General features: G+C 48.5%; 30 protein-coding genes. 28 read left to right on the top strand and 2 right to left on the bottom strand.

The window, feature by feature from the left end; all coding sequences use genetic code 11:
* Positions 1-37 precede the first annotated feature (37 nt).
* On the bottom strand, positions 38-169 hold the full coding sequence (gene mciZ / locus NST70_RS08855) for a Z-ring formation inhibitor MciZ (RefSeq protein WP_035184645.1): 132 nt from the start codon (positions 167-169) through the stop codon (positions 38-40).
* 85 nt (positions 170-254) lie between these two features.
* Here mciZ and NST70_RS08850 point away from each other — a divergent pair, with 85 nt between their 5' ends.
* The 16 genes from NST70_RS08850 to NST70_RS08775 all read left to right on the top strand — a co-directional run bounded on the left by NST70_RS08850 (position 255) and on the right by NST70_RS08775 (position 12,939).
* On the top strand, positions 255-803 hold the full coding sequence (locus NST70_RS08850) for an NUDIX hydrolase (RefSeq protein ID WP_035184647.1): 549 nt from the start codon (positions 255-257) through the stop codon (positions 801-803).
* Positions 800-1,975 (top strand): endonuclease Q family protein, encoded by a 1,176-nt coding sequence (locus tag NST70_RS08845; protein ID WP_046720764.1) that lies wholly within the window; start codon positions 800-802, stop codon positions 1,973-1,975. Before NST70_RS08850 ends, NST70_RS08845 begins: the two co-directional genes overlap by 4 nt.
* 93 nt (positions 1,976-2,068) lie before the next feature.
* Positions 2,069-2,713, top strand: a complete 645-nt coding sequence (gene spoIIM / locus NST70_RS08840; RefSeq protein WP_035188054.1) for a stage II sporulation protein M — start codon at positions 2,069-2,071, stop codon at positions 2,711-2,713.
* Positions 2,714-2,822: 109 nt separating this feature from the next.
* Entirely contained in the window at positions 2,823-3,296 is a 474-nt protein-coding gene (locus NST70_RS08835; protein ID WP_035184651.1) for a Fur family transcriptional regulator, read from the top strand.
* A 143-nt stretch (positions 3,297-3,439) separates the two neighbouring features.
* Complete coding sequence (locus NST70_RS08830) at positions 3,440-3,658, top strand: YqzK family protein (RefSeq protein WP_013859564.1); 219 nt, start codon at positions 3,440-3,442, stop codon at positions 3,656-3,658.
* 5 nt (positions 3,659-3,663) lie between these two features.
* The gene (gene xerD, locus NST70_RS08825; protein WP_014098104.1) at positions 3,664-4,557 is read left to right on the top strand and encodes a site-specific tyrosine recombinase XerD; all 894 of its coding nucleotides are present in this window, start codon (positions 3,664-3,666) and stop codon (positions 4,555-4,557) included.
* A 276-nt stretch (positions 4,558-4,833) separates the two neighbouring features.
* Positions 4,834-5,997 carry a D-alanyl-D-alanine carboxypeptidase family protein gene (locus NST70_RS08820; protein ID WP_014098105.1) on the top strand — a complete coding sequence of 388 codons (1,164 nt, stop codon included), beginning with the start codon at positions 4,834-4,836 and terminating at the stop codon, positions 5,995-5,997.
* A gap of 111 nt (positions 5,998-6,108) precedes the next feature.
* Entirely contained in the window at positions 6,109-6,459 is a 351-nt protein-coding gene (spoIIAA, locus tag NST70_RS08815) for an anti-sigma F factor antagonist (RefSeq protein ID WP_014098106.1), read from the top strand.
* Positions 6,460-6,903 (top strand): anti-sigma F factor, encoded by a 444-nt coding sequence (gene spoIIAB, locus NST70_RS08810; RefSeq protein WP_014098107.1) that lies wholly within the window; start codon positions 6,460-6,462, stop codon positions 6,901-6,903.
* 12 nt (positions 6,904-6,915) lie between these two features.
* The gene (gene sigF, locus NST70_RS08805; RefSeq protein WP_014098108.1) at positions 6,916-7,674 is read left to right on the top strand and encodes an RNA polymerase sporulation sigma factor SigF; all 759 of its coding nucleotides are present in this window, start codon (positions 6,916-6,918) and stop codon (positions 7,672-7,674) included.
* Between the two features lie 205 nt (positions 7,675-7,879).
* Positions 7,880-8,500, top strand: coding sequence for a stage V sporulation protein AA (locus tag NST70_RS08800; RefSeq protein ID WP_014098109.1), 621 nt, complete (start codon positions 7,880-7,882; stop codon positions 8,498-8,500).
* A complete protein-coding gene (locus NST70_RS08795; protein WP_014098110.1) occupies positions 8,487-8,912 on the top strand; it encodes a stage V sporulation protein AB in 426 nt (141 codons plus the stop codon). Before NST70_RS08800 ends, NST70_RS08795 begins: the two co-directional genes overlap by 14 nt.
* A 16-nt stretch (positions 8,913-8,928) precedes the next feature.
* On the top strand, positions 8,929-9,501 hold the full coding sequence (locus tag NST70_RS08790) for a stage V sporulation protein AE (RefSeq protein ID WP_014098111.1): 573 nt from the start codon (positions 8,929-8,931) through the stop codon (positions 9,499-9,501).
* Positions 9,494-10,972 (top strand): spore germination protein, encoded by a 1,479-nt coding sequence (locus tag NST70_RS08785; protein ID WP_014098112.1) that lies wholly within the window; start codon positions 9,494-9,496, stop codon positions 10,970-10,972. The genes NST70_RS08790 and NST70_RS08785 overlap by 8 nt, the downstream gene beginning before the upstream one ends.
* 142 nt (positions 10,973-11,114) lie before the next feature.
* Positions 11,115-12,431: a diaminopimelate decarboxylase gene (gene lysA / locus NST70_RS08780; RefSeq protein WP_035184659.1), complete on the top strand. Its 1,317-nt coding sequence runs from the start codon at positions 11,115-11,117 to the stop codon at positions 12,429-12,431.
* A 148-nt stretch (positions 12,432-12,579) separates the two neighbouring features.
* Positions 12,580-12,939, top strand: a complete 360-nt coding sequence (locus NST70_RS08775; RefSeq protein WP_014098114.1) for a GNAT family N-acetyltransferase — start codon at positions 12,580-12,582, stop codon at positions 12,937-12,939.
* Positions 12,940-13,009: 70 nt separating this feature from the next.
* Here the strand turns inward: NST70_RS08775 and NST70_RS08770 are convergent, their stop codons facing one another.
* Positions 13,010-13,102 carry a YjcZ family sporulation protein gene (locus NST70_RS08770; RefSeq protein WP_014098115.1) on the bottom strand — a complete coding sequence of 31 codons (93 nt, stop codon included), beginning with the start codon at positions 13,100-13,102 and terminating at the stop codon, positions 13,010-13,012.
* A gap of 156 nt (positions 13,103-13,258) precedes the next feature.
* Here NST70_RS08770 and NST70_RS08765 point away from each other — a divergent pair, with 156 nt between their 5' ends.
* From NST70_RS08765 to NST70_RS08710, 12 genes are all read left to right on the top strand, one after another.
* The gene (locus NST70_RS08765) at positions 13,259-14,002 is read left to right on the top strand and encodes a segregation/condensation protein A (protein WP_017550482.1); all 744 of its coding nucleotides are present in this window, start codon (positions 13,259-13,261) and stop codon (positions 14,000-14,002) included.
* Position 14,003: 1 nt separating this feature from the next.
* Positions 14,004-14,606 carry an SMC-Scp complex subunit ScpB gene (scpB, locus tag NST70_RS08760; RefSeq protein WP_014098117.1) on the top strand — a complete coding sequence of 201 codons (603 nt, stop codon included), beginning with the start codon at positions 14,004-14,006 and terminating at the stop codon, positions 14,604-14,606.
* Positions 14,572-15,852, top strand: coding sequence for a D-alanyl-D-alanine carboxypeptidase family protein (locus NST70_RS08755; RefSeq protein ID WP_080666377.1), 1,281 nt, complete (start codon positions 14,572-14,574; stop codon positions 15,850-15,852). The genes scpB and NST70_RS08755 overlap by 35 nt, the downstream gene beginning before the upstream one ends.
* The gene (locus NST70_RS08750; protein ID WP_013859547.1) at positions 15,845-16,435 is read left to right on the top strand and encodes a nucleoside recognition domain-containing protein; all 591 of its coding nucleotides are present in this window, start codon (positions 15,845-15,847) and stop codon (positions 16,433-16,435) included. Before NST70_RS08755 ends, NST70_RS08750 begins: the two co-directional genes overlap by 8 nt.
* Positions 16,435-16,968 (top strand): spore maturation protein, encoded by a 534-nt coding sequence (locus tag NST70_RS08745; RefSeq protein WP_019720473.1) that lies wholly within the window; start codon positions 16,435-16,437, stop codon positions 16,966-16,968. The genes NST70_RS08750 and NST70_RS08745 overlap by 1 nt, the downstream gene beginning before the upstream one ends.
* 131 nt (positions 16,969-17,099) lie before the next feature.
* Positions 17,100-17,837 carry a pseudouridine synthase gene (locus NST70_RS08740; RefSeq protein ID WP_035184663.1) on the top strand — a complete coding sequence of 246 codons (738 nt, stop codon included), beginning with the start codon at positions 17,100-17,102 and terminating at the stop codon, positions 17,835-17,837.
* Positions 17,838-17,954: 117 nt separating this feature from the next.
* Entirely contained in the window at positions 17,955-18,494 is a 540-nt protein-coding gene (gene resA / locus NST70_RS08735) for a thiol-disulfide oxidoreductase ResA (RefSeq protein ID WP_035184665.1), read from the top strand.
* A 15-nt stretch (positions 18,495-18,509) separates the two neighbouring features.
* On the top strand, positions 18,510-20,150 hold the full coding sequence (locus NST70_RS08730; RefSeq protein WP_035184667.1) for a cytochrome c biogenesis protein ResB: 1,641 nt from the start codon (positions 18,510-18,512) through the stop codon (positions 20,148-20,150).
* Positions 20,151-20,193: 43 nt separating this feature from the next.
* Positions 20,194-21,393, top strand: coding sequence for a c-type cytochrome biogenesis protein CcsB (gene ccsB, locus NST70_RS08725; protein ID WP_061565236.1), 1,200 nt, complete (start codon positions 20,194-20,196; stop codon positions 21,391-21,393).
* A 150-nt stretch (positions 21,394-21,543) separates the two neighbouring features.
* Positions 21,544-22,260, top strand: coding sequence for a response regulator transcription factor (locus NST70_RS08720; protein WP_014098125.1), 717 nt, complete (start codon positions 21,544-21,546; stop codon positions 22,258-22,260).
* On the top strand, positions 22,257-24,026 hold the full coding sequence (locus tag NST70_RS08715; protein WP_035184669.1) for an ATP-binding protein: 1,770 nt from the start codon (positions 22,257-22,259) through the stop codon (positions 24,024-24,026). Before NST70_RS08720 ends, NST70_RS08715 begins: the two co-directional genes overlap by 4 nt.
* Positions 24,027-24,134: 108 nt before the next feature.
* A complete protein-coding gene (locus tag NST70_RS08710) occupies positions 24,135-24,851 on the top strand; it encodes a peptidoglycan DD-metalloendopeptidase family protein (protein WP_014098127.1) in 717 nt (238 codons plus the stop codon).
* Position 24,852: the final 1 nt, after the last annotated feature.

Genomic DNA, 24,852 nt, shown 5'->3' with positions numbered 1-24,852 from the left:
AGGGGCGGGGAAAAATACAAATATGAGGACAGAACCTTTATGAAGAAGCTGTTTTTGCAACCCATTCGGCGACCGTTTTATATTGTTTGCGGTATGTTTTCAGCCGGTCGCGAATTTCCCATGCTTTTCCTTTCATAAGGATGCCTTTCGGATGGACGATGATGATCATCAAGCTTTCCCTCCCGGAACGGTCTGTTTTTTATGGTAAAATATATGCGTCAGTTTTAGATGAAGAACAAAAGGAGCCGGGTAACATGCATAAATACGAAGAGAAAACATTGAAGACGGAAGAAATTTTCAACGGCAAAATTTTGCACGTGCAAGTCTTGGAAGTTGAACTGCCGGACGGAAAAACGTCGAAACGTGAGATTATTAAGCACCCCGGCGCCGTCTGTGTGCTTGCGGTCACAAATGAGCATAAAGTGGTGATGGTGGAACAATACCGGAAAGCGGCTGAACGCGCGCTCATTGAAATTCCGGCGGGGAAGCTCGAGCCGGGGGAAGACCCGCTTGAAGCGGCAAAACGCGAACTGGAGGAAGAAACCGGTTATGCCTGCGCGAAATTAGAACCGGTAACCGCTTTTTATACTTCACCGGGCTTTGCGGATGAATATATCCATCTTTATGCCGGAACCGGCCTTGAAAAACTTTCCAATCCAAAAGCGGGCGATGATGATGAATTTGTCGATATTTTGGAACTGGGCATGGATGAAGTCAGGGAAATGATCCGGTCGGGGAAAATATGCGACGCCAAAACATTGGTTGCCCTCCAGCACTGGATGCTTGAAGAGGCGCGAAAATGAGTGTCAATCCGTACTTTGCAGATTTGCACATCCACATCGGGCGCACAAAAACGGGGCGGCCCGTCAAAATTACGGGGGCAAAAAGCCTGACGCTTGAAAATATATTAAAGGCGGCCAAACAGCCGAAAGGGCTCGATCTCGTCGGGGTGATCGACTGCCATGTCCCGGAAGTCAGGGAAGAGATGAAGGCGCTTCTTGCAGCCGGTGAACTGGTGCAGCTTGATGAAGGCGGCCTCCTCTACCAGGGGGAAGTCACGCTGATTCCCGGGATTGAAATGGAAGTGTATGATGAAAACTGCCGTGGGCCGGTCCATCTGCTCAGCTATTTTCCGGATATGGACACACTCGGCAAGTTTTCCGCATGGTATGGCGGGCGCGTGTCCAATCCGCATTTAAGCACACAGCGGGTCCGCGCAGAGGCCCGGAAAGTGCAGGAAAAAACGAAAGAACTCTCCGGGATGTTTATTCCCGCCCATGTATTTACCCCCTTTAAGAGCCTTTATGGAAAAGGTGTGGAACGGTCGCTAACAGAAGTGCTGGACCCGGATCTGATAGATGCTGTGGAATTGGGATTAAGTTCTGATACCGGCATGGCCGATCAAATTAGCGAGTTGCACCGCTATCCGTTCGTGACCAATTCAGACGCCCATTCCCTCGGCAAAATGGCAAGGGAGTACCAAAAATTGATGCTGGAATCGCCGGGGTTTACAGGGCTGTTAAAAGCTTTGCGCGGCGAAGGGGAAAACCGGATTGCCGCCAATTACGGCTTAAACCCGAAACTTGGGAAATATTATACAACGACTTGCGCCAAATGCCTGAACCCTGTTTCAAACGGCCCATGCCCGCATTGCGGGTCGCGCCTGAAAACAAAAGGTGTCTCGGAAAGAATAGAAGAGCTGACAGACGCAAAAACGCATCCTGCCCGGCCACCCTACATCCACCAGGTGCCGCTTGATTTTTTGCCGGGGCTCGGACCGAAAACGATGGGCAAGCTGCTGGCCCATTTCGGGACGGAGATGAATATTTTGCACCGGGTGCCCGAATCCGCCTTGAAAAGCGTTGTAAAACCGCCGCTTTCGGAACTGATCTTGAAACAGCGGTCCGGGAAATTGGCGTTTGAGGCCGGCGGGGGCGGAAAATATGGCAAGGTAAAAAGTCCAAAGCCGGAATAGTTTCGCTCCGGTTTTGGACTTTTTTCATAAACGGCTATGTCCTTTCATAGATTAATAGCAAGTGCCAATCTTTTGAAGGAGGGGACACCGCTCATGAAGCAAGTTGCCCTGCAAAATCCTGTCAGCCGCCATATCCGGGAAAACTCCTCTATTTATGCATTTGTCATCGCGTTGTTCCTGATGGGCGTCATTTTTGGCGCCGTCATCGTCAACAGCCTGTCGATCGCACAGAAAGAAGACTTGTTTTTTTACTTAAAGCAATTTTTCGGACAAGTCTCAACCGGCAAACTCGCCGCGCCTGAGGACCTGTTCCGTTCAAGTTTCCTGCACAATTTGAAATTTCTCGGCCTCATCTGGCTGCTCGGTATTTCGATCATCGGCCTGCCGCTCATTCTTGTTCTCTTATTTTTAAAGGGGCTTGTCGTCGGGTTTTCGATCGGTTTTCTTGTCAACCAGATGAAATGGGGCGGTTTTTTGCTTTCGTTTGTAACCGTTCTTCCGCAAAATTTGCTGATCATTCCTTTGTTTATTTTCACCTCGGTGATGGCTGTCATGTTTTCCTTGAACCTGATCCGGAAAATTTTTATGAAACAGGCTGCCCACTTTGCTTTTTTTCAATTGTTTTTAAGGTATTGCACGGCGCTTCTCGCTGTTTTCATCGCATCTCTCGCGGCCGCCTGCATCGAGGCTTATCTTTCTCCGCAGCTGATGCAGGCCGTGATGAAGATGATCCATTAAAATCATTCTTAAATAATAAATGTTGTTTTTAACTGTTTATAATCATTTCATTTTGACTATTCCCCTTAATCTGCTATAATATCAGAGACAGCGGCAAGGGGGAGGAATCATGGAAGAAGCTCGTATTGATAGAATTAAGAAGCAATTGCATTCGGCCAGCTACAAACTGACGCCGCAACGGGAAGCAACCGTGCGCGTTTTGCTGGAACATGAAACAGACCATTTAAGTGCGGAAGATGTATACCTCCTTGTGAAAGAAAAATCCCCTGAAATCGGCCTGGCCACCGTTTATCGCACGCTGGAACTGCTGTCCGAACTGAAAGTGGTGGACAAAATCAATTTCGGCGACGGGGTGTACCGTTATGATTTGAGGCAGGAAGGCGCCGCACATTTTCACCATCATCTTGTCTGCATTGAATGCGGCGCGGTGGACGAAATTCAGGAAGATTTACTGGAAAATGTCGAAAAAGTTGTGGAAAGCCGCTGGAATTTTATTATAAAAGACCATCGCCTGACATTTCACGGGATTTGTTACCGGTGCCAGCAAAAAGAAAAGGGAAACGAAAACGAAAAAAACGAATAATAGCCGGCCTTTTCGCAAGACGAAAAGGTTTTTGTTATAACACCGCATTTTCAGCCGGTTGAATTTTTACATAAAAGGATGTATAAAACGGCGGAAGTCTGTCATAGCTTGTATGTAAAGCGATACAGAAAGGCGGGCGGGATATGCCGTGGCTGAAACTTTTGCTTCATGCGCTTAAAGTCTTCATTTTATTTTTATGCTGTACATTGCTGTTCTACTTTGCCCTGCTTTGGGTAAATCAGGAATATGAAAGCTACCACCGTTATGAAAAACCAAAAGGCGCGGCTGTAAAGGTGAGTGCCGGGGATCATAAGCCTGCCTGGGCAGAACGGCTGCTGCTCTTTTATATGGATGGGGAGTAATTGGAATGGAAGATCAAATCAAAGATTTCATGCATTTTATGATCGTTGAAAAAGGGCTTGCTGAAAATACGATCGCGTCCTATAAACGCGATCTGCACAGTTATCTCCGCTACCTGCAAAAAGTGGAGCTTGTTACATCCTGGAATGAAGTGACGCGGTTTCACATCCTCCACTTTCTGAACTTTTTAAAACAGCAGGGAAAGTCCTCGAAGACGATTGCCAGGCATGTCGCCTCCATCCGGTCTTTTCATCAGTTTTTGTTGCGGGAAAAATTTGCGGGCCAGGATCCGACTGTCCATATTGAAACCCCGAAGCCTGAGCGGACGCTTCCGAAAGTGCTGAGCGTTCAGGAAGTGGAAGCGCTCCTTGCTGCGCCAAAAGGGGATACCCCTCTTCATATGCGGGATGGTGCGATGCTTGAACTGTTGTATGCGACCGGCATGCGCGTCAGTGAGATGACCGGCCTTAATCTTGATGATCTGCATTTATCAATGGGATTTATTAAATGTATCGGAAAAGGGGACAAGGAAAGGATTATCCCGATCGGTCGCACGGCGTCGGCTGCGCTTGAACGGTATTTAAAAGAAGGGCGGCCCAAACTGGTTTCAAAAACGAATAGAACGGATGCCCTGTTTTTGAACCATCACGGCGCCCGTCTCTCACGGCAAGGCTTTTGGAAAATATTAAAGGCGCTTGCGAAAAAAGCCAATATTGAGAAAGACATTACCCCGCACACACTGAGGCATTCATTTGCCACTCATCTGATTGAAAACGGGGCAGACTTGCGGGCGGTCCAGGAAATGCTCGGCCATGCCGACATTTCCACAACGCAAATTTACACCCATGTTTCCAAAACGAGGTTAAAGGATGTTTATGCGAAATTCCATCCAAGGGCTTAAACCCGGCCGCATGCTTTTTTCCGGGCGAGCCGGGTTTGGCAGCACCCTGTTTCCGGGAATTATAAGGACAAAACTAAAAACAGATTTTTAAGGCGCACGGCGTAAAAACCGTGCGTTTTTTATTTGTCTGGCAGCCGGCATCCCGCGGATTAGAAGAAAGGGAATTTATCCAGTATAAAAATGGCGCAACTGGAAAAAATGATTTTATGCATATCTCCCATCGTGTACGGAGGTTTTGTTTTCACGTTTTATGATTTTACAAGTTGGAGGGTCATCATGAAGAAAATCATTGGTTTGGTTACCTGCTTCATGCTTGCAGCCGGCGTCCTTGTGCCTGAAGCGTTCGCAGCTGAAAAGAAAAATGAACTGGCGCCGGAAGCGAAATCCGCCATTTTAATTGAACAGGCCACGGGCGAAGTGCTGTACAGCAAGAACAGCCATGAAGAATTGCCGCCTGCTTCCATGACGAAAATCATGACCATGCTTTTAATTATGGAAGCGCTCGACAAAGGCGAAATCAAAATGGATGAAAAAGTACGGACGAGTGAGTATGCGGCATCCATGGGCGGATCGCAAATTTTTCTCGAGCCCGGCGAAGAAATGACGGTGGAACAAATGCTGAAAGGGATTGCGATCGGTTCGGCAAATGACGCGGCCGTTGCGATGGCGGAAAGAATTGGCGGAAGCGAAGAAGCTTTTGTCGACAAAATGAATGAGCGGGCAAAAGCGCTCGGTTTGAAAAACACCCATTTTGAAAATGTGACCGGGCTCCCTGTCAAAGGTCACTACAGTTCAGCTTATGACATGGCCATCATGGCGAAGCAATTGCTGAAACATCACGGCATTACCCATTTCACCGGCAAATATGAAGATTACTTAAGGGAAGGCTCCGATAAAAAGTTCTGGCTCGTCAATACCAATAAACTGGTCCGCCATTATCCCGGCGTTGACGGCCTGAAAACCGGCTTTACAAATGAAGCAAAATTCTGCCTGACCGCAACGGCAAAGAAAAACGGCATGCGTGTGATCGCCGTCGTTTTCGGGGCGCCATCAACAAAAGTGCGGAACGCCCAGGTTTCAAAAATGCTTGACTATGCGTTCAGCCAGTATACCTCCCACCCGCTGTACAAAAAAGGCGCGGCGCTTGACCAGGTCAAAGTGTCAAAAGGGAGCATGCGGCATGTCCGGGCGGTGACGAGCGAACCGGTATCGGTGCTGACGAAAAAAGGTGTCAAATTGTCAAATTTGAAAAAAACCGTGAAGCTCAAAAAAAATGTGCAGGCCCCTGTCCAAAAAGGCGATGAAATTGGAACACTGACTATCAGCCAAGACGGAAAGGTGCTTTCAAAAACAACGCTTGTTGCCGACAAAACGGTGAAACGTGCAGGCTGGTGGCAGCTGTTTAAACGTGCAGCGGGCATGTTTGTCCAGAAAGATTGATGTCGAATCCGCTTGGTTTCTGTTTTTTTAAAGCTTCTTTTGTCTCCCGGAAGGAAAAACGGGAAGCAAGGTCGAAATGACTCACTATTAACAGCGAAGGAGGCTTTAATTGTGAGTCTGGCAATTGACCTGGAAGTGAAAAAAGATGTCCTGTGCATCCGGCTGCAGGGGGAATTGGACCATCATACGGCTGAAAGTTTGCGTGCAAGTGTGACAAAAGCAATTGAAGAAAACGGCATCCGCCATCTTGTATTAAATCTGGAGCAGCTTTCCTTTATGGATAGCTCCGGTTTAGGTGTGATATTGGGAAGATACAAACAGATCAAGCAGAAAAACGGGGAAATGATCGTCTGCGCCATTTCTCCGGCCGTAAAAAGGCTGTTTGAACTGTCCGGCCTCTTTAAAATCATCCGCCTTGATGAATCGGAACAATACGCGCTGCACAGATTGGGGGTTGCCTGAATGAAAAATAAAATGCAATTGCAGTTTTCCGCGCTCAGCCGGAATGAATCTTTCGCCCGCGTGGCGGTTGCCGCTTTTGTTGCCCAGCTTGACCCGACGCTTGATGAATTGACCGAAATCAAAACGGTCGTATCCGAAGCGGTAACAAACGCGATTATTCACGGATATGAAGAAAACCCGGACGGAATGGTTTATGTATCGGCTGCCATTTATGACGACGGCACGGTTGAAATTACCGTCCGCGATGAAGGAAAAGGCATAGCGGATATTGAAGAAGCCAGGCAGCCGCTATTTACAACAAAGCCTGACCTGGAAAGATCCGGAATGGGCTTTACGATCATGGAAAACTTTATGGACGATGTAGAAATCAAGTCGCAGCCAGAATCAGGCACCATCATTCGTCTAAAAAAGCATTTGGCCTTGAAAAACGCCTTATGCAATTAAGGAGTCGTGCCGATGGATGCAGAACTGAAAAAGGCAGAAAAGAAAACCCGGTTAAAAGATGAGGAAGTGAAAAACCTGATCAGGCGCAGCCAGGAAGGGGACCAGGGGGCACGCGACCTGATTGTTGAAAAAAATATGCGCCTTGTCTGGTCGGTTGTCCAGCGCTTTTTGAATCGCGGATATGAACCGGATGACTTATTTCAAATCGGCTGTATCGGGCTGTTAAAATCGGTCGATAAATTTGATCTTTCGTATGACGTCAAATTTTCCACCTATGCAGTCCCCATGATCATCGGGGAAATCCAGCGGTTTTTGCGCGACGACGGAACGGTGAAAGTAAGCCGTTCTTTGAAAGAAACGGGCAACCGGATCCGCAAAACCCGCGATGAGTTAACGAAAAAGCTGGGGAGATCGCCGACCGTGCACGAAATCGCATCAGAACTCGGGATGCCGGTCGAGGAAGTCGTCATGGCGCAGGAGGCAGGCAAAGCCCCGTCATCGATCCATGAGACGGTATATGAAAACGATGGCGACCCGATCACGCTTCTCGACCAGATTTCAGACCAGAACGACCAAAAGTGGTTTGACCAGATTGCCCTCCAGGAAGCGATCAGAGGGCTTGAGGAGCGCGAAAGGCTGATTGTGTACCTCCGCTATTACAAAGACCAGACACAGTCCGAAGTGGCCGAACGGCTTGGCATTTCGCAAGTGCAGGTTTCACGGCTTGAAAAGAAAATACTTGAAGTAATGAAAGAGCGCATGGAGTTGTAAACGTGCGCTTTTTTGCTTTTTTATTCCCGGATGTGGCGTCCAACAGAAGCCGAAAATCATCCGGCAATGGAAAAAAGTACAGGAAGCGTGCAAAAGTCCGGCGAATCGCCTGATCATACGATACATACAGCATGAAACTGGTGCATGAAAATCTTCCAATATCACATACTACAAACACAACGTATGAAAGCAGGGGGTGAAGGCAGTGGATGAAACGATTTATTTGCGGCTCCGCCACCGTATTCGCGTCAATCCGGGCTTTACTGTAAGATTATCCCATATTGCCCAGATTCACGCGCCGTCCGGTATACAGGAAACCCTTTTGGACACCCCCGTCCAAACCATTTCCAAGGCCGACGGGAACACCGTTGTCATTGATATGATGAAAATTATTTCCTGTATCAAGAAAAAGATTCCGGACGCTGCCGTGTCTCCGGTCGGTCCGGCGGCAACGATTGTGGAAGTAGCCGCAAAAAAGAGGTACCTGCCGCTTTTGTTTTTTATATTGATTTGGATTTTGCTTTTTTTAGGCTCTGCGCTTGGGATTATCAATTTTCACGAAGATGTCGGCATGCGGGCTGCCCAGGAAAAAATTTATTATCTGATTACAGGCATCCGCGACAATACGCCGCTTATGTTTCAAATTCCCTATTCGCTCGGCCTCGGGGCGGGTATGGTAATTTTTTTTAACCATGCATTTAAAAAGAAATTTAATGAAGAACCGAGCCCGCTTGAAGTTGAAATTTTCAACTATCAGCAGGACATCGACCATTATATCCTGTTGAATGAGAATAAGGAGAACATGAAACATTTTGACCATCCTTAAGCAAATCTTCACCGTGTTTTGCGGGCTCGGCGGCGGGCTTGTGGTCGGCTGCGGGTATGTGGCTTTTTTAACGGTGCTTGGCATTGTGCCGCGGCTTGTCCAGCTGTCCAGGACAGAACGGTTCATCCAATCATACGAATGGGCAGTTGTATTCGGGGTGCTGTCCGGGACATGGTGGGGGCTTGGTGACGCAGGCGGCCGGCTTTCAGCAATCGTTGCGGCGCCTGTCGGGTTGTTTTGCGGCCTGTTTGTCGGCATGCTTGCTGCGGCGCTCACAGAAGTGGTCAATGTCATCCCAATTTTTTCCAAAAGAATTGGAATGGACGGGCGTCTTGCCGGCGCATTGATGGCGATCGTGCTCGGGAAGGTGGCTGGCGCTTTATTTCAATGGCTTTATTATGTAAATCATTAAGAAAGGAACAACCGGCATGGGGGAAAAACGGCGGGTGATCCTTGTCACGGACGGGGATGAGTATGCGAAAAAAGCAATCGAATGCGTCGCGAAAAAAATGGGCGGGCGCTGTATTTCACAATCATACGGAAATCCAACCCGGCTTTGTGGGGAGCAGATCGCGGACCTGATCCTCAAGGCGGCCGGAGACCCTGTTTTTGCCATGTTCGATGATTCAGGGGTGATCGGCCCGGGACCCGGCGAAGAGGCGCTCACTTTTGTGGCCGGGCATCCGCGCATCGAAGTGCTCGGCGTGATTGCGGTCGCATCGAAAACCCATCAGGCCGAATGGTCAAGGGTGGATGTGTGCATTGACAATACCGGTGAAATCACGCCGTACGGGGTGGACAAATTCGGCATTCCGGAAATGGATTTGAAAAAAATCAACGGGGACACGGTTTACAGTCTTGACCGGCTGGACGTGCCCATTATTGTCGGCATCGGGGATGTCGGCAAAATGTCGAAAAAAGACGATTATCATATCGGCGCCCCGATCACAGAAAAAGCGGTACGACTGATCTTGGAAAGGAGCGGGTTCAAGCATGGCTGAAACAGGCAGGAAAAGGCTGATTTCATCCAATCCGGCAGAAGTGGAAGCATTTTTTAAAAATAAAGTCGGACTTGGCATCAGTTATGATATTGGTGTCAGAAAAATCCAGGTCCTTGATACAGAAATCCAGCTGTACTATGTCAACGGGCTCACGGAAACGATTTCGATTATCCAAATTATGAGAGAACTGCTGAGATTAAATAACGGCAAATTTTCTTCCGGGAAAGTGCATGAGCTTGTTGAAAATTACATCGTCCATATGCAGGTCGAAAAAGTCAAAACCTATGATGAAATGGTCGATGAAGTGCTGTCCGGGCTGATCGCCATTTATGTCGAAGGAAAACAAGAAGCATTTATTATCGATGTTCGCAGTTATCCGGGAAGGACGCCGATGGAACCGGATACGGAAAAAGTCGTCCGTGGGGCGCGTGACGGTTATGTTGAAAATATTGTTATCAATACGGCCTTGACGCGGCGGCGGATCCGCGATGAGCGGCTGCGCTTTGAAATGATGAAAGTTGGCGAACGCTCGAAAACGGATGTATCGATTGCTTATATTGAAGGCGTGGCAGATCCCGAAGTCATCGAAACGGTCAGAAAAGAACTGAAGGCGATTGATATTGACGGAATTACGATGGCAGATAAAACGGTAGAAGAATTTATTTTGAAACAAAATTATAATCCTTTCCCGCTGATCCGCTATACGGAACGGGCGGACGTCGCGGCCACCCATTTGCTGGAGGGGCATGTGCTTGTATTGGTGGACACTTCACCAAGCGTGATGATTATGCCGACAACGGTTTTTCACCATATGCAGCACGCCGAAGAATACCGCCAGGCTGCAGCTGTCGGCACGTTTATCCGCTGGGTGCGGTTTTTCGGGATTGCCGTTTCTCTTTTTCTCCTGCCGCTTTGGTATTTAGTGGCGGTGGAACCGTCGCTTTTGCCGGAGCAACTGGATTACATTGGGCCGAATAAGCAGTCGCATGTCCCGCTTGTCCTTCAGCTTCTTATCGCCGATTTAGGCATTGAGTTTATGCGGGTTGCCGCCATCCATACGCCGACGCCGCTCGCCACCGCCATGGGCTTGATTGCGGCCGTTTTGGTCGGGCAGATTGCGGTTGAAGCCGGGCTGTTTGTTTCGGAAGTCATTTTGTATGTATCCGCCGCGGCGATTGGCACTTTTGTCACACCAAGTTATGAGCTGAGCGTGGCGAATAAACTTGTGAGAATGATTTTACTGATTATCGTAGCAATTTTTAAAGTCAAAGGCTTTGTGATCGGCAGCACCGTTTTTCTGCTGTTCCTCGTGTCCATCCGGCCGTTGAACACGCCGTATTTCTGGCCGTTTATCCCGTTTAACCCGCAGGCATTTTTCCAAATCCTGTTCAGAAGGCCGGTTCCGGGCTCCAAGTACCGCCCGAGCATTGTCCACCCGGTCGATCGCTTCCGCCAGCCGCCTGAAGCTTGAAACTATTGCAGAAAGCCTGTTTTTATGTTAAAGTTAGTAGAAAATTAACGCAAAAGCTCTAGGAAAGGGAGGGAAGCCTACCCCGGTTTATGCCGGGAAGGCTTCTCTCCCGATTGGCGGAATATTAGGTGGGGTTGAAAACATGAAGCATAACGGGTCGGTAAAGGTAAATGGAAAGGGGCATCTCGAAATCGGCGGTGTTGACACGGTAAGCCTCGCTGCCCGTTACGGAACGCCTCTTTATGTATATGACGTTGCTTTAATACGGCAAAGGGCCAGAGCGTTCAAGGAAACATTCCGGAAACTCGGCGTCAAATCCCAGGTTGCTTATGCCAGCAAGGCTTTTTCCGCCATTGCCATGATCCAGCTTGCAGATGAAGAGGGGCTGTCTTTGGATGTTGTTTCAGGCGGGGAACTGTATACTGCCCTTGCTGCCGGGTTTCCTGTTGAACACATTCATTTCCACGGCAACAATAAAAGCCGGGAAGAATTGGAAATGGCGCTTGATGCCGGAATCGGCTGCATCGTTGCCGATAATTTTTACGAGCTTGACATGCTGGAAAACTTGTGCGCTGAAAAAGGCCGCAAAGTTTCCGCGCTCTTAAGGGTCACACCGGGCATTGAAGCCCATACGCATGATTATATTTTAACGGGCCAGGAAGATTCAAAATTCGGTTTTGACTTGCAAAACGGGCAGGCGGAGGCGGCGCTGAAGCAGGTGCTTTCATCCGGCTGGATAAAATTGCTCGGGGTGCATTGCCATATCGGATCGCAAATTTTTGAAACAGCCGGCTTTGTCCTGGCTGTGCAGAAAATTATGGATAAACTGGACGAGTGGCATGCCAGGTACGGTTATTTTCCGGAAGTGCTTAACCTTGGCGGTGGTTTCGGCATCCGCTATACGGAAGAAGACCATCCGCTTCCGCCTGCTTATTATGTAGAAGAAATCGTCAAAGAAGTGAAGAAACAGGCCGGTTCCCGCCGCCTGCCGGTTCCCGAGATCTGGATCGAACCGGGCCGCTCGCTTGTCGGCGAAGCCGGGACGACGCTTTATTCGGTCGGGTCCCGCAAGGAAGTGCCGCATGTCAGAAAATATATTGCGGTTGACGGGGGGATGAGCGACAATATCCGCCCGGCACTTTATGACGCAAAATATGAAGCAGTGCTGGCCAACCGTCCGCTTGATAAGTGCGAAGAGACCGTATCCGTTGCCGGGAAATGCTGCGAGTCGGGGGATATGCTGATTTGGGATCTGCCGCTGCCGAAGACAGGCAGCGATGACCTTTTGGCCGTATTTTGCACTGGCGCTTACGGTTATTCGATGGCAAATAACTATAACCGGATCCCACGCCCGCCGGTTGTGTTTGTCGAAAACGGCAAAGATGAGCTTGTCGTAAAGCGGGAGACGTACGAAGACCTGATCCGCAATGATCTCCGTCTGCGCGTGCCGCTTTCTTGACAAATCCGGGGCGGAAAAGCGGATGGCACTTGTTTTCCGGACTTGCTTTTGGAAAATATTGTACGTGCCTTGTTTACTTTCTCTGAAATAGGAATATACTAATAAGTAAAGCGTTTGAATTAAATTGGATGATTACGAGGGATTCAGTATGTTAATTCGGTATAAAAAATCTTTCGATAAGATTGCAATGGGCCTGTTGTCCTTTATGCCAGATGAAAAAGATTTGAAAAAGCTGCAGCAAACAAAGCAATTGTACGAAACAGAAGACAAGTGGCAGCTTTTTTTATGGAAAGAGGATGATGACATTGTTGGCCTGATCGGGGTTGTACTGGATGGGGACAAAGTGGAAATCCAGCATATTTCCGTCAATCCGTCTTATCGCGACCAAGGAATCGGGAAAAGCATGGTCAAGGCTTTAAAACAAATGTATGAAGGAAAAGAAGTGGTTCCGAATAAATACATTGTTGACTTCTTCCATAAGTGTGCTGAAAAAGAAGACCTGTCCTGACCGGGTCTTCTTTTATTTCGGATACGGCAAAAAGGACCTGCCGGCATGATGCCGGAGGCCCTTTTTACGGTTACCAGATATACGCACTGCCGACAATGATCAACAAAATAAAAAGCACGACAATTAACGCAAATCCGCTGCCCCAGCCAAAACCGTCAGCCATGATAACCCCTCCCTCAACAGTCATTACATGGTATACTATGTAGGCGCGCCGGAACGTGTATGGACTCCTGCCCATCTGCGCGCTTTTGATTGGAGATACATACGTTTCAGGCTATACTTATTTTGACGCTTTGAAAAAGGAACGGTGTACAATTTTATGGAATATAAGGTGAAAATCGGCGCGTTTGAAGGACCGCTCGATCTGCTTTTGCATCTGATCCACCAGCTTGAAATCGACATTTACGATATTCCGGTTGCTGAAATTACCGAGCAGTATTTGGACTACATCCATACAATGAAAGAGCTTGAACTGGACGTCGCAAGCGAATATCTTGTGATGGCGGCCACGCTTTTGGCGATCAAAAGCAAAATGCTTTTGCCAAAACAGGAGCCAGATGAACCGGATGAAGATTATACGGTGGAAGAAGACCCGCGCGAACAACTTGTCGAGCGCCTCCTCGAATACAAAAAATACAAGGAAGCAGCCAGCACGTTCAAACGCCTTGAAGCCGGCCGCAGCGAAATCTTCACCAAGCCGCCGAGCGATTTGTCGGCGTATGCGTCGGACGCAGATGGAAGAAAAATCGGCGCCAATGTGACGATCTATGATATGATCGGCGCGTTAAATAAACTTTTGCGCAGAAAAAAATTGCAAAAACCGCTGTTTACCAAAATCACACGGCAGGAAATCTCGATCGAAGAAAGAATGGATGAAATTTTAAAACAGCTGGAAACGGCGCCGGGAAGCGTCCAATTTTACGACTTATTCTCTTTTCACGATAAAGAACAAATTGTCGTAACTTTTTTGGCTGTCCTGGAACTGATTAAGCGCCATCAAATTATGGCGGTACAGGAAGAAAATTTCGGTGACATTACCGTTGTAAGGAAAGAGGGGGATTGATATGGAAATCGTCCATTGGAAAGGCATCCTCGAAAGCCTGTTGTTTGTTGCAGGGGACGAGGGGCTTTCCCTGAAGCAAATTTCCCATGTAATGGAAATTGAAGAGTTTGAAGCAGTTGAAATTTTAAAGCGTTTAAAAGAACAATATGAAAACGACCCGGATCGCGGCATTACGCTCATTGAACTGGCCGGCACGTACCAGTTGGCAACCAAAAAAGAGCATGCGCCGTATTTAAAAAAACTGGTCGAATCCCCGAATACGAATACATTATCGCAGGCGGCACTTGAAACACTGGCGATCATCTCCTATAAACAGCCGATTACAAGAATTGAAATCGAAGAAATCCGCGGTGTGAAAACAGAAAGGCCGCTGCAGACGCTGATGGCAAAAGGGCTCATCCAGGAAGTCGGCAGGCAGGAAGGCGCCGGGCGGGCAATCCTTTACGGTACGACCAAAGAATTTCTTGACCATTTCGGGCTGAAAAGTTTAAAAGAACTGCCGCCGTTTCCCGAACAGCCGGAAGACGAATTTTCGCAGGAAGAAGCAGATCTGTTTTTTGAAAAATTCCATGAAGAAAAAGGCGAAAACGGATTTTCGCCGTGAAGAAAGCTTGCCCAAATTGGTGCAGGCTTTTTTCGTCTCACACATATTCCGGTTATTTCTTCCTGTTCCGTGCATAAACTTGTACAAAACGCGGTTTGGAAAAGCTGAAAAAAGGAGCTTCTTTATGAAACGGTACTTCCTATATGCGGCGCTTGCAGTGCTTGTTTTTTCGGCCCTTCCGCCCGGAGCGGCTGCTGCTGATACGCCGTCTGTGCAGGCAAAAAGCGCGATATTAATGGACCAGGATACAGGGCGGATTTTGTACGAAAAAGATGCATATGAACCGAGAAGCATTGCCTCGATTACGAAAATCATGACGGCGCTAGTGGCCATTGAATCGGGAAAAATGGACAAGGAGGCTGTCGTTTCGAACCGCGCCGTACGTACCGAGGGGTCATCATTGTATTTGAAACCGGGAGACAAATGGAAAATGAAGGATCTTGTTTACGGGCTCATGCTCCGGTCGGGAAATGACGCCGCCAATGTCATTGCCGAAAATGTCGGGGGCAGCATAGAAGGCTTTGTTTTTATGATGAACGAAAAAGCGAAGGAGATCGGCATGCATGACACCCATTTTGCTAACCCGAACGGCCTTGAAGACCCGGGTGGCCGCCATTATTCGACCGCTTACGATATGGCGCTGTTAATGAAATACGCGATGCAAAATAAAGAGTTCCGGAAAATTACCGGCACGAAATTTTACAAAGGCTGGCGGAACAAAAACCGGCTGCTGACTGAAAAGTACCGGTACTGTACGGGCGGGAAAACCGGTTATACGAAAGCGGCCAGACGGACACTTGTGACAACGGCGGCAAAAGGCGGCGAAAATCTCATCGCCGTTACCCTGAACGATTCGGATGACTGGGATGACCATATTGCGATGTATGAGTACGGCTTCAGCCAGTATGACAGGAAACGGATTGTGGAAGAGGGGCCGGTTGCCGCCGTCCGCACGAAATATTTGAAACAGCATGTTTATGTGAAACGGGATATCACCTACCCGCTTAAAGCCGGAGAAGAAGACGCCGTAAAAGTCGAATACCGGATCAAAAAGCCTGAAAATTCGTGGAAAGACCCGGAAAAAGTGCCGGAGACCGTCGGAAGGGCGATTGTTTATTTAAACGAAAAGGTGATCGCGAGCACGCCTATTTATTATCAGAAAACGCCGGTTAAAGAGAAAGAAACATGGCTTGAACAGTTCAAAGAGACATTTTGGATCCAATTGGGGCTGAAAAACAATGGTTAATTATATTTGGATCGGCATGGCCGTGATCGGGCTCGTTTTTGCGGCGGTAAATGGCAAGATGCAGGCGGTGAACGAGGCGATTTTTACATCCGCGCGCGATGCGGTCTCGATCAGCATCGGCCTGATCAGCGTTCTTGTTTTCTGGCTCGGGATGATGAAGATTGCGGAAGTTTCAGGCCTCCTTTCGAAACTTTCCCGCCTGTTCCGGCCGGTGATAAAAAAATTGTTTCCGGATGTGCCGGACAACCATCCGGCACTCGGCTACATCCTCTCCAATATGATTGCCAATATGTTTGGGCTCGGAAATGCCGCCACTCCGCTCGGCATTAAAGCGATGGAGCAGCTGCACGAACTGAACGGAAGGAAACCGGAAGCAAGCCGTTCAATGATCACGTTCCTTGCTTTAAACACATCCGGGCTCACACTTATTCCGGCAACGGTGATTGCCATCCGCCTGAATGCAGGTTCCGCGCATCCGACCGAGATTGTGGCGCCGACCTGCATCGCCACTTTTGCAACGACCATTGCCGCCATTTGCATTGACCGCTATTTTTACCACCGGCGGACGAAACGGAGGAAGTGATGTTTTTGAAATGGATCTCACTGATTTCAATTTGGCTGATTCCGGCAATGGTCGGATTTATCCTGCTTTACAGCGCATGGAAAAAAGTGCCGGCTTACGAAACATTTGTGGAAGGCGGCAAAGAAGGCATTAAAATTGCCTTTTCCATCATTCCTTTTTTAGTTGGCATGCTTGTCTCGATCACAATTTTCAGGGCCTCAGGGGCGCTCGATTTTTTTGTCGGATTTTTAAAACCGGCCCTGCATTTGCTCGGTATCCCATCTGAAGTCGTGCCGCTTGCTTTGATCCGGCCGGTTTCCGGCAATGCCGCTCTTGCCCTGATGGCGGATCTGATCAAAACATACGGGCCGGACTCGCTCATCGGGAGAATGGCATCCGTCATCCAGGGCAGCACGGATACCACCCTTTATGTTGTAACCGTTTATTTCGGGGCAGTCGGCATCCGGAAAATGGGGGACGCCTTAAAAGTCGGGCTGCTCGCCGATCTGTTCGGGATTATGATTGCGATTTTCATGGTGCTGTTGTTATTCTGACGCGGTAAAAGAAAAAACGGTTTCTCCGTCATTTCAGGGTGCTTGTTTCGCTCGTCCGGCTTTGCATTTTATTTACGTTATGCCATAATGCTTAAAGGATAGTTTAAGCAAAACAGATTGAGGTGTAACGGATGGAACGTTTGCAAAAAGTGATCGCACAGGCCGGTGTCACATCCCGGAGAAAAGCGGAACAGCTGATACTGGAAGGGAAAGTAAAAGTGAACGGGGAGACAGTCAGAACGCTGGGGACAAAAGTATCCCAGTCGGATAAAATTGAAGTGGAAGGCATTCCGCTTGAGCGTGAAGAAAAAGTATATTACCTTTTTTATAAACCAAGAAGGGTGATTTCCACTGTCAGCGATGACAAAGGGAGAAAAACGGTAAGCGATTATTTCCGCGATGCGGGTGCAAGGGTTTATCCGGTCGGCCGGCTCGACTACGACACGTCGGGCCTTTTAGTAGTCACCAATGACGGTGAATTTGCAAACCTTCTGATGCATCCGCGTTTTGAAATCGACAAAACGTATATTGCAAGGATTTCCGGCATTCCATCCAGGCAGGAATTAAAGCAGCTGGAAAAAGGGATCCGGCTAAAGGACGGCATGACTGCGCCTGCCAGGGCAAAACTGTTGTCCATGGACAAACGAAAAAAGAAAGCGATCGTCCAGCTTACGATCCATGAAGGCAGAAACAGGCAAGTGAGGCGCATGTTCGAACATCTCGGCTACCCGGTTGAAAAACTGCGGCGCGAAGCATACGGCATGCTGACATTAAAAGGATTAAACGCGGGCGAAAAAAGGGAGCTCACCCCGCACGAAGTCAAGACGTTAAGATCCCTTGCCGAAAACGGCGGCGCCTCCCGTAAATAAAAGCGCAAGTTAAGGGGCTTATTTTGTTCACAAAAACTTCAAAAAACAGCGAAAAAGGACAGAAAAATGTTATAATGTATGAGAGTTGTGTGACACTTTTGGACAGGGGGAGGAGCAATGTCACAAACGAAACAGAAACGTCTCATTTTCCGCGCCGCGATTCTCGCTGTTTTGGTATTGGCTGTCGGTTACACACTGTATGCAAATGCGACGAAGGAGTCGCGGGGAGCGCTTGCAGCGGGGGATAAGGCCCCTGATTTTATCCTGAAAGATTTGAATGGGAAAACGTACCGGTTATCTGATTATAAAGGGAAAGGTGTCCTTTTGAATTTTTGGGGGACATGGTGCGAGCCGTGCAAGAAAGAAATGCCTTATATGAATGAACTCTATTCGTCCTATAAACCAAAAGGCGTGGAAATTCTTGCCGTCCACGTAAAAAATACGCGCTTTCTTGTGGACGAATTCGTGAAACAGTACGGGCTTACGTTCCCGGTGCTGATTGATAAAAACGGTGATGTCCAGCATGCGTATCACATCGACCCCCTTCCGACAACCTTTTTGATCGGGCCGGACGGGAAAGTCAAAAAAGTGATCATTGGAAACCAAAACCTCTCCAAAAAAGACATTCAGGACATGATGGATATGATCAAACCATAACCGAGGAGAGAGACAATGAAGGATATAAAATGTGAGTGCGGACATGTGAATCCTCCCGGGACCGTTTTGTGCGAGTCGTGCGGGAAAGCGCTGACAGCAGAAGCGGAGGCGGCAGTCCTCCATGATATGCGGTATGAAGGAAGCGCGCGCAGGTCGCAAGTGTATAAAAAAACGCCGGTGGATAAAATCTGGAATTTTTTTTCGTCCGTAAAAACCGGTGTCTGGCTGATTGTCCTGACGTTAATTGCGTCAGCACTCGGCACTGTGCTGCCCCAGGCCGACTATATCCCTTCCAATGTCGACCCGTCCGAGTATTACGAGAATCAGTACGGCTGGTTCGGCAAGCTCTGGTATACGCTCGGATTTGATAACCTGTACAATTCCTGGTGGTATCTGCTTTTCATCGCCCTGATCGGCGTTTCGCTCGTCATTTGCAGCCTTGACCGCTTTATCCCGCTGCGCCGCGCCCTCTCAAACCAGAAAGCAGCGCGCCATGAAGGGTTTCTGAAGCGGCAGCGCCTGTACGTGAAAAAGGAAGGGGCCATCGATGACGCCGCTTATGCACAGGTCAAACACCGGCTTGAAGCGAAACATTATAAAATCCGCGAAGAAGGCGGGAACTTATTTGCCGAGAAAAATCGGTTTTCCCGCTGGGGGCCGTACGTCAACCATATCGGATTGATCATCTTTCTTTGCGGCTCTATGCTCCGCTTTGTTCCCGGCATGTATGTCGATGAACTGGTCTGGGTGAGGGAAGGAGAAAAAGCGGTGCTCCCCGGCACAAACGGGCAGTATGTGCTCCTGAACAAGCAATTCAAGCTGCAAGTTTACAGCAAAAAAGACAATCAAAATTTTGAATCGGCACTGAATAGGGTCGGCAATGTTGCGAAAAATTTCGAGACGGATGCCGTGCTTTACAAGCAGGGGAAAAAGCGCGTTTTAGGGGAAGACGCCCCGCTTAAAAAAGTGAAATTCTACCGCATCCAGGTCAATAAGCCTTTGAAATTCGGACATTACGCCGTGTATCAAATGGATTACAAGCTGGATGAATTCCAGGCGATGTCTTTTGCTTTTGAGAAGAAGTCGAATAAAAAAATATACGGCAAACTTAAAATTGACCTGTACCATCCAAAGGCGGAGTACCCGCTCGGAAACGGCTATAAAGTCAAGCTGCTCGGCTACTATCCTTCGTTTACAGGGTTTGCCAAAAACGGGGAGCCGCAAACGGATTCGTATATTCCAAACAATCCTGCTTTTCTTTTTAGCTTAATTTCGCCGGAGCATCCGAAAGGGGAAAAAAGCTTTGTTGCCATCCGTCAGACTGTGGAACCGCTCGGAAAAAATGACTACAAGCTGGCTTTTGCCGGGCTTGAAACGCGGAATGTTTCTGCTTTGGCCGTAAGAAAAGACGAGACGCTCTGGGTACTGGCCGTTGGGGGCGCGATCTTTATGATCGGGGTCATTCAGGGCGCGTACTGGAATCACCGCCGTTTCTGGCTGAAGCGGGAGAAAGGCGCCGTGCTTTTGGCAGCCCATACAAATAAAAACTGGTACGGGCTAAAAAGGGAGCTGGAATGGGTGCTCAGCGCATCCGGCATGCCGGCGCTTGTTGACAGAAAAGAACGGAAGAATCCGCAACAGGCCCATACGGCTTAAACAGACAGGAGCAATCGGATGAGGAGGGGGAAAATTGGAAAATCTGGTCGAAACGAGCAGCCGGTTGTTGTTCGCCGCATTTCTTTTGTATTTAATCGGCACTTTACTGTTTGGCGGCGCGATCCGCACACCGAAAAAGGGACAGGGAAGCACTGGGCCGCAAAAAACGAAGTGGGGAAATTTTGCGATCTTCGCAACGGTTGCGGGGTTTATTTGCCAGGCCGGTTATTTTATTACAAGGTGGATCGCATCCGGGCATGCCCCTGTAAGTAATTTATTTGAATTCACTACTTTTTTTGGTATGATGCTTGTTGGAGCCTTTATGGTCATTTATTTTCTTTACAGGAGTGCGGTGCTCGGGCTGTTTGCTTTGCCGGTTGCACTTCTTTTGATTGCCTATGCAAGCATGTTCCCGAAAGACATCAATCCGCTCGTGCCGTCTCTCAGGAGCTACTGGCTGCAGATTCATGTGACAACGGCGGCCGCCGGGGAGGCCATTCTTGCTGTCAGTTTTGCTGCCGGGCTGATTTACCTTGTGAAAAGCACTGATCAGCAAAAATCAAACCGGCAGACTTTCTGGCTGGAATTTGTTATGCTTTGTTTAATCTGCATCGCCGGTTTTATTGTTGCAAAATCCGCTTTCGGCTTGTTTCATTACAAAGTGGATTTCAGCTGGATTGACCGCAACGGGGCAAAAAACACGGGGGAAAATGCCCTCGTCTACCATATGCCGGCTGTTATCGGGCCGCATGGCGGGGAACTTTTAACAGCTGGGAGAATGACGCCGTGGTTTTATGTGCCGGCCTTTATCAATGCCGTCAAACTGAACACGGTGCTCTGGTCTGTTTTGAGCGGCATCATTCTTTACGTGCTGGTCCGGTTGGCGGCCAGAAAGCGGATCGGCGCGCTGTTAAAACCGCTCACCAAAAATATAAATGCGGATTTAATGGATGAGATCGGCTACCGTTCGGTATTGATCGGGTTTCCGGTGTTTACGCTCGGCGCGTTAATCTTTGCGATGATCTGGGCACAAATTGCCTGGAGCAAATTTTGGAGCTGGGACCCGAAAGAAGTGTGGGCACTGGTTACGTGGCTGTTTTATGCCGCTTTTCTCCATTTGCGCATGTCAAAAGGCTGGCAAGGTGAAAAATCCGCCTGGCTGGCCGTCATTGGCTTTGCCATTATTCTGTTTAACCTGATTGCAGTAAATCTTGTCATTGCTGGGCTGCATTCGTATGCCTGATTTTGTAAGCTTTTGAATCCTGCGCATCCCCGGGAGCCCCACCCGGGGATGCGGGCGGCTTGCATGGCCCCGGGAAGCCCGCAAGGATTTTACCGGCTGGATGAATCTTGCTCGCAGCAGGCGGCTGATATTGACTGAGGAGGAATAGCCATGGATGAGGATGTAAAAATTTTAGTGGTTGATGATGAAGAAAGGATCCGGCGCCTGTTACGAATGTATTTGGAAAGGGAAAATTACACGATAGATGAAGCGGAAGACGGCGATACCGCTTTGAAAATGGCGCTTGAAAAAGACTACAGCTGCATTTTGCTCGATATTATGATGCCGGGCAAAGACGGCATTGAAGTGTGCCAGGAATTGCACGAAAAGAAAATGACGCCCGTGATCATGCTGACGGCTAAAGGCGAAGAAGCCAACAGGGTGGAAGGATTTGAAGTTGGCGCGGATGATTATATTGTAAAACCTTTCAGCCCGCGCGAAGTGGTACTGCGGGTGAAAGCCCTGCTCCGCCGGTCGTTGCAAACGGGTTTCTTAAACGCGGATACAAAAGCAAAAGACATTGTCGTTTTCCCGCATATTACCATTGACAATGATGCTCACCGCGTCACAGCGGACGGAAAGGAAGTCAATCTGACCCCGAAAGAGTATGAGCTGCTTTATTTTCTCGCCAAATCTCCGGATAAAGTGTTTGACCGCGAACAGCTTTTAAAAGAAGTATGGCATTATGAATTTTTCGGTGATCTCCGTACGGTGGATACGCATGTCAAACGCTTGCGGGAAAAATTGAATAAAGTGAGCGAAAACGCGGCTAAAATGATCGTTACCGTCTGGGGCGTCGGGTATAAATTTGAGGTTGCGCCGGAATGAGAATTTGGCGGACGGTTGTCGGGAAACTGTGGATGACCATTCTGCTGATGGTTGCCTGCGTTCTGCTCATCCTGACGGTACTGTTGCTCAAGTTTTTTGAAGAATACCATATCAATCAGATTGAGCAGGATTTGTCTAATACGGCGCAAAAAATCTCGAGGATTATGGAGGAGCACCCAAGCGGAAAGATCGGGAAAGAAATTGCCCTCGGCGTTCTGGACCAAAACGAGAAAGTCATGATCGTTTACCGCAAAAATGATATCTTTTATCCGTCCGGTTCCAAATCATACAAAGGGATCCCGTACGCGTCGATTTTAAAGGACAAGCAGCTGTCCCAAGTGTTTAGCGAAAAGAAGAAAGTGAGCAAAGAGTTAACCCCTTCTGGCGGGTCTTCCCGCAATAAGTACCATCATGTGATTGTGACGGCCGTCCCGCTTCATGTGAAGGGGGAAGAACCGGGCGCGGTATTTGTTTACCAGTCATTGGAAGTGCTTCAGGAAATGACGCGGCAAACGACAAAAATCATTTTGCTCGGTGCAGGCATTGCCATTATTTTAACGACCGGCTTTGCTTTCTTCCTTTCAAAAAGGATTGGCGGGCCATTGCATAAAATGCGGGAAGCGGCTTTTGAAGTGGCAAAAGGGCGTTTTGACAAAAAGGTGCCGATTTTAACCCGTGATGAAATCGGGGAACTGGCCACCGCTTTTAATACGATGGGGCGACAGCTTAAATTTAATATGGACGCCTTAAAGCAGGAAAAAGAGCAGCTGCGGAATATTTTAAGCAGCATGGCCGACGGTGTTTTGACCTTTAACCGGGACGGTGCCATTTTAATCATGAACCCGCCGGCTGAGATGTTTCTTCAAAACTGGTATCATAACCAGGCTGCAAAAGACGCCCCGCTTCCTGAAGGGTTGTCCGCATTGCTTGCGAAAGTGGTCGAAACGGAGAAAGAACAGACGGATGAAATTGAAATCAACGGCCGGTACTATGTTATGATTGCAAGCCCGCTTTATAATTTGTCCCGGATCCGCGGCGTTGTCACCATTATCCGCGATATGACGGAAGAACGGAAGCTGGACAAGCTGCGCGATGATTTTATCGCAAACGTTTCGCACGAATTGCGGACGCCGGTTGCCATGTTGCAGGGATACAGCGAAGCGATCATTGATGATATTGCGGCAAGTGAAGAAGAAAAGAAAGAATTTGCCAAAATCATTTACGATGAAACGCTAAGGATCGGCCGGCTTGTCAATGAGCTGCTCGATCTGGCAAGAATGGAAGCAGGGCATTTTTCGTTCAGAATGGAGCCGGTCTCATTTAACAGTTTCATTGAAAGAGTGACACATAAATTTAACGGCATCGCGAAAGAAAAAGGAATCGACCTCGTTTGCGAGACTTCGGACAGCGATCTCACCCTTGAAATCGATGCCGACAGAATTGAACAGGTGCTGACGAATTTAATTGATAACGCCCTCCGGCATACTTCCCCGAACGGTTACGTCAAAGTAAAAGAGGAAGAAGCACCCGGCGGCGTATATGTACACGTCGAAGACAACGGATCCGGTATACCGGATGAGGATTTGCCGTTTGTATTTGAACGCTTTTACAAAGCGGATAAAGCAAGGACGCGCGGCAAATCGGGAACAGGGCTGGGCCTTGCGATTGCCAAAAACATTGTCGAAGGGCATGGTGGCCGGATCTTTGTCAAAAGCAAATTAGGGGAAGGGACCACCTTTTCATTTTTCCTTCCAAAAAAAGGCTGACCTCTGCGCCGGGTCTGCCTTTTTTTGTATATTTTCCCGTTTTTTGCGCATCTTAGAAGATGGCTTTGCTTGAAACGGAATTGAAAAAATGAAAATGGGGTGGATCAATTGCCGGCATACATCAAAATATGCCTTTTCGTTTCATTGACAGCTGCATGCCTGGGGTTTGCCTGTTCGGCAAATGACGTAGCCGCATCCGGGTCGGTTATCCATGAAGCGACAAAAGACTGGATTTTTCCGGCGGCAGGGACGATCTCCGACACATTTAACACAAGATACGGCACACATAAAGGGCTTGATATTGCCGGAAGATACCGCGCAAAAGTATTCAGCGCCCAAGAAGGTACCGTTACCCGTTCCTATCTGTCCGCATCCTACGGCCATGTTGTTTTTATCCGCCATCCGTCCGGTTATGAAACGGTTTACGCCCATCTTGCCGGAAGGGCAGTGAGAGCGGGGCAGCATGTTGAAAAAGGAAAGGTGGTCGGCTATATGGGTTCGACCGGCCATTCAACTGGTATCCATCTTCATTTTGAAGTGCATAACGGGCCATGGACGCCGGATAAGAAAAACGCCATTGACCCGTTTTTGATCTTCGGACCAGGCGCGCCGGGCCAGACGGTTTCCGCCAAGACCCATGATCCTTACGGGGTTTTTGCTGCTTCCACCGTCCCTCAGCCTGCAGCTTACACTGTGAAAAAAGGCGACACGCTCTGGAACATTGCCCTCCATTTTCATACGAGCGTGGGAAGACTGAAAAGCTGGAACAAATTGCGGTCGGACCGGATTATGGCCGGCCAGGTGCTGAAAATAAAAAATGAATGAA

The organism is Weizmannia sp. FSL K6-0777 (assembly GCF_038593185.1).
GTDB classification, from domain to species: domain Bacteria; phylum Bacillota; class Bacilli; order Bacillales; family Bacillaceae_C; genus Weizmannia; species Weizmannia faecalis.
Note: the sequence above shows the minus strand (reverse complement) of the source record. Positions and strands in the feature narration are given on the sequence as shown.

Bases quoted from the DNA above. Each gene is read 5' to 3' on its own strand.
- mciZ (WP_035184645.1), bottom strand. From the start codon at position 169: ATGATCATCATCGTCCATCCGAAAGGCATCCTTATGAAAGGAAAAGCA.
- NST70_RS08850 (WP_035184647.1), top strand. From the start codon at position 255: ATGCATAAATACGAAGAGAAAACATTGAAGACGGAAGAAATTTTCAAC.
- NST70_RS08845 (WP_046720764.1), top strand. From the start codon at position 800: ATGAGTGTCAATCCGTACTTTGCAGATTTGCACATCCACATCGGGCGC.
- spoIIM (WP_035188054.1), top strand. From the start codon at position 2,069: ATGAAGCAAGTTGCCCTGCAAAATCCTGTCAGCCGCCATATCCGGGAA.
- NST70_RS08835 (WP_035184651.1), top strand. From the start codon at position 2,823: ATGGAAGAAGCTCGTATTGATAGAATTAAGAAGCAATTGCATTCGGCC.
- NST70_RS08830 (WP_013859564.1), top strand. From the start codon at position 3,440: ATGCCGTGGCTGAAACTTTTGCTTCATGCGCTTAAAGTCTTCATTTTA.
- xerD (WP_014098104.1), top strand. From the start codon at position 3,664: ATGGAAGATCAAATCAAAGATTTCATGCATTTTATGATCGTTGAAAAA.
- NST70_RS08820 (WP_014098105.1), top strand. From the start codon at position 4,834: ATGAAGAAAATCATTGGTTTGGTTACCTGCTTCATGCTTGCAGCCGGC.
- spoIIAB (WP_014098107.1), top strand. From the start codon at position 6,460: ATGAAAAATAAAATGCAATTGCAGTTTTCCGCGCTCAGCCGGAATGAA.
- sigF (WP_014098108.1), top strand. From the start codon at position 6,916: ATGGATGCAGAACTGAAAAAGGCAGAAAAGAAAACCCGGTTAAAAGAT.
- NST70_RS08790 (WP_014098111.1), top strand. From the start codon at position 8,929: ATGGGGGAAAAACGGCGGGTGATCCTTGTCACGGACGGGGATGAGTAT.
- NST70_RS08785 (WP_014098112.1), top strand. From the start codon at position 9,494: ATGGCTGAAACAGGCAGGAAAAGGCTGATTTCATCCAATCCGGCAGAA.
- lysA (WP_035184659.1), top strand. From the start codon at position 11,115: ATGAAGCATAACGGGTCGGTAAAGGTAAATGGAAAGGGGCATCTCGAA.
- NST70_RS08775 (WP_014098114.1), top strand. From the start codon at position 12,580: ATGTTAATTCGGTATAAAAAATCTTTCGATAAGATTGCAATGGGCCTG.
- NST70_RS08770 (WP_014098115.1), bottom strand. From the start codon at position 13,102: ATGGCTGACGGTTTTGGCTGGGGCAGCGGATTTGCGTTAATTGTCGTG.
- NST70_RS08765 (WP_017550482.1), top strand. From the start codon at position 13,259: ATGGAATATAAGGTGAAAATCGGCGCGTTTGAAGGACCGCTCGATCTG.
- scpB (WP_014098117.1), top strand. From the start codon at position 14,004: ATGGAAATCGTCCATTGGAAAGGCATCCTCGAAAGCCTGTTGTTTGTT.
- NST70_RS08755 (WP_080666377.1), top strand. From the start codon at position 14,572: ATGAAGAAAAAGGCGAAAACGGATTTTCGCCGTGAAGAAAGCTTGCCC.
- NST70_RS08750 (WP_013859547.1), top strand. From the start codon at position 15,845: ATGGTTAATTATATTTGGATCGGCATGGCCGTGATCGGGCTCGTTTTT.
- NST70_RS08745 (WP_019720473.1), top strand. From the start codon at position 16,435: ATGTTTTTGAAATGGATCTCACTGATTTCAATTTGGCTGATTCCGGCA.
- NST70_RS08740 (WP_035184663.1), top strand. From the start codon at position 17,100: ATGGAACGTTTGCAAAAAGTGATCGCACAGGCCGGTGTCACATCCCGG.
- resA (WP_035184665.1), top strand. From the start codon at position 17,955: ATGTCACAAACGAAACAGAAACGTCTCATTTTCCGCGCCGCGATTCTC.
- NST70_RS08730 (WP_035184667.1), top strand. From the start codon at position 18,510: ATGAAGGATATAAAATGTGAGTGCGGACATGTGAATCCTCCCGGGACC.
- NST70_RS08720 (WP_014098125.1), top strand. From the start codon at position 21,544: ATGGATGAGGATGTAAAAATTTTAGTGGTTGATGATGAAGAAAGGATC.
- NST70_RS08715 (WP_035184669.1), top strand. From the start codon at position 22,257: ATGAGAATTTGGCGGACGGTTGTCGGGAAACTGTGGATGACCATTCTG.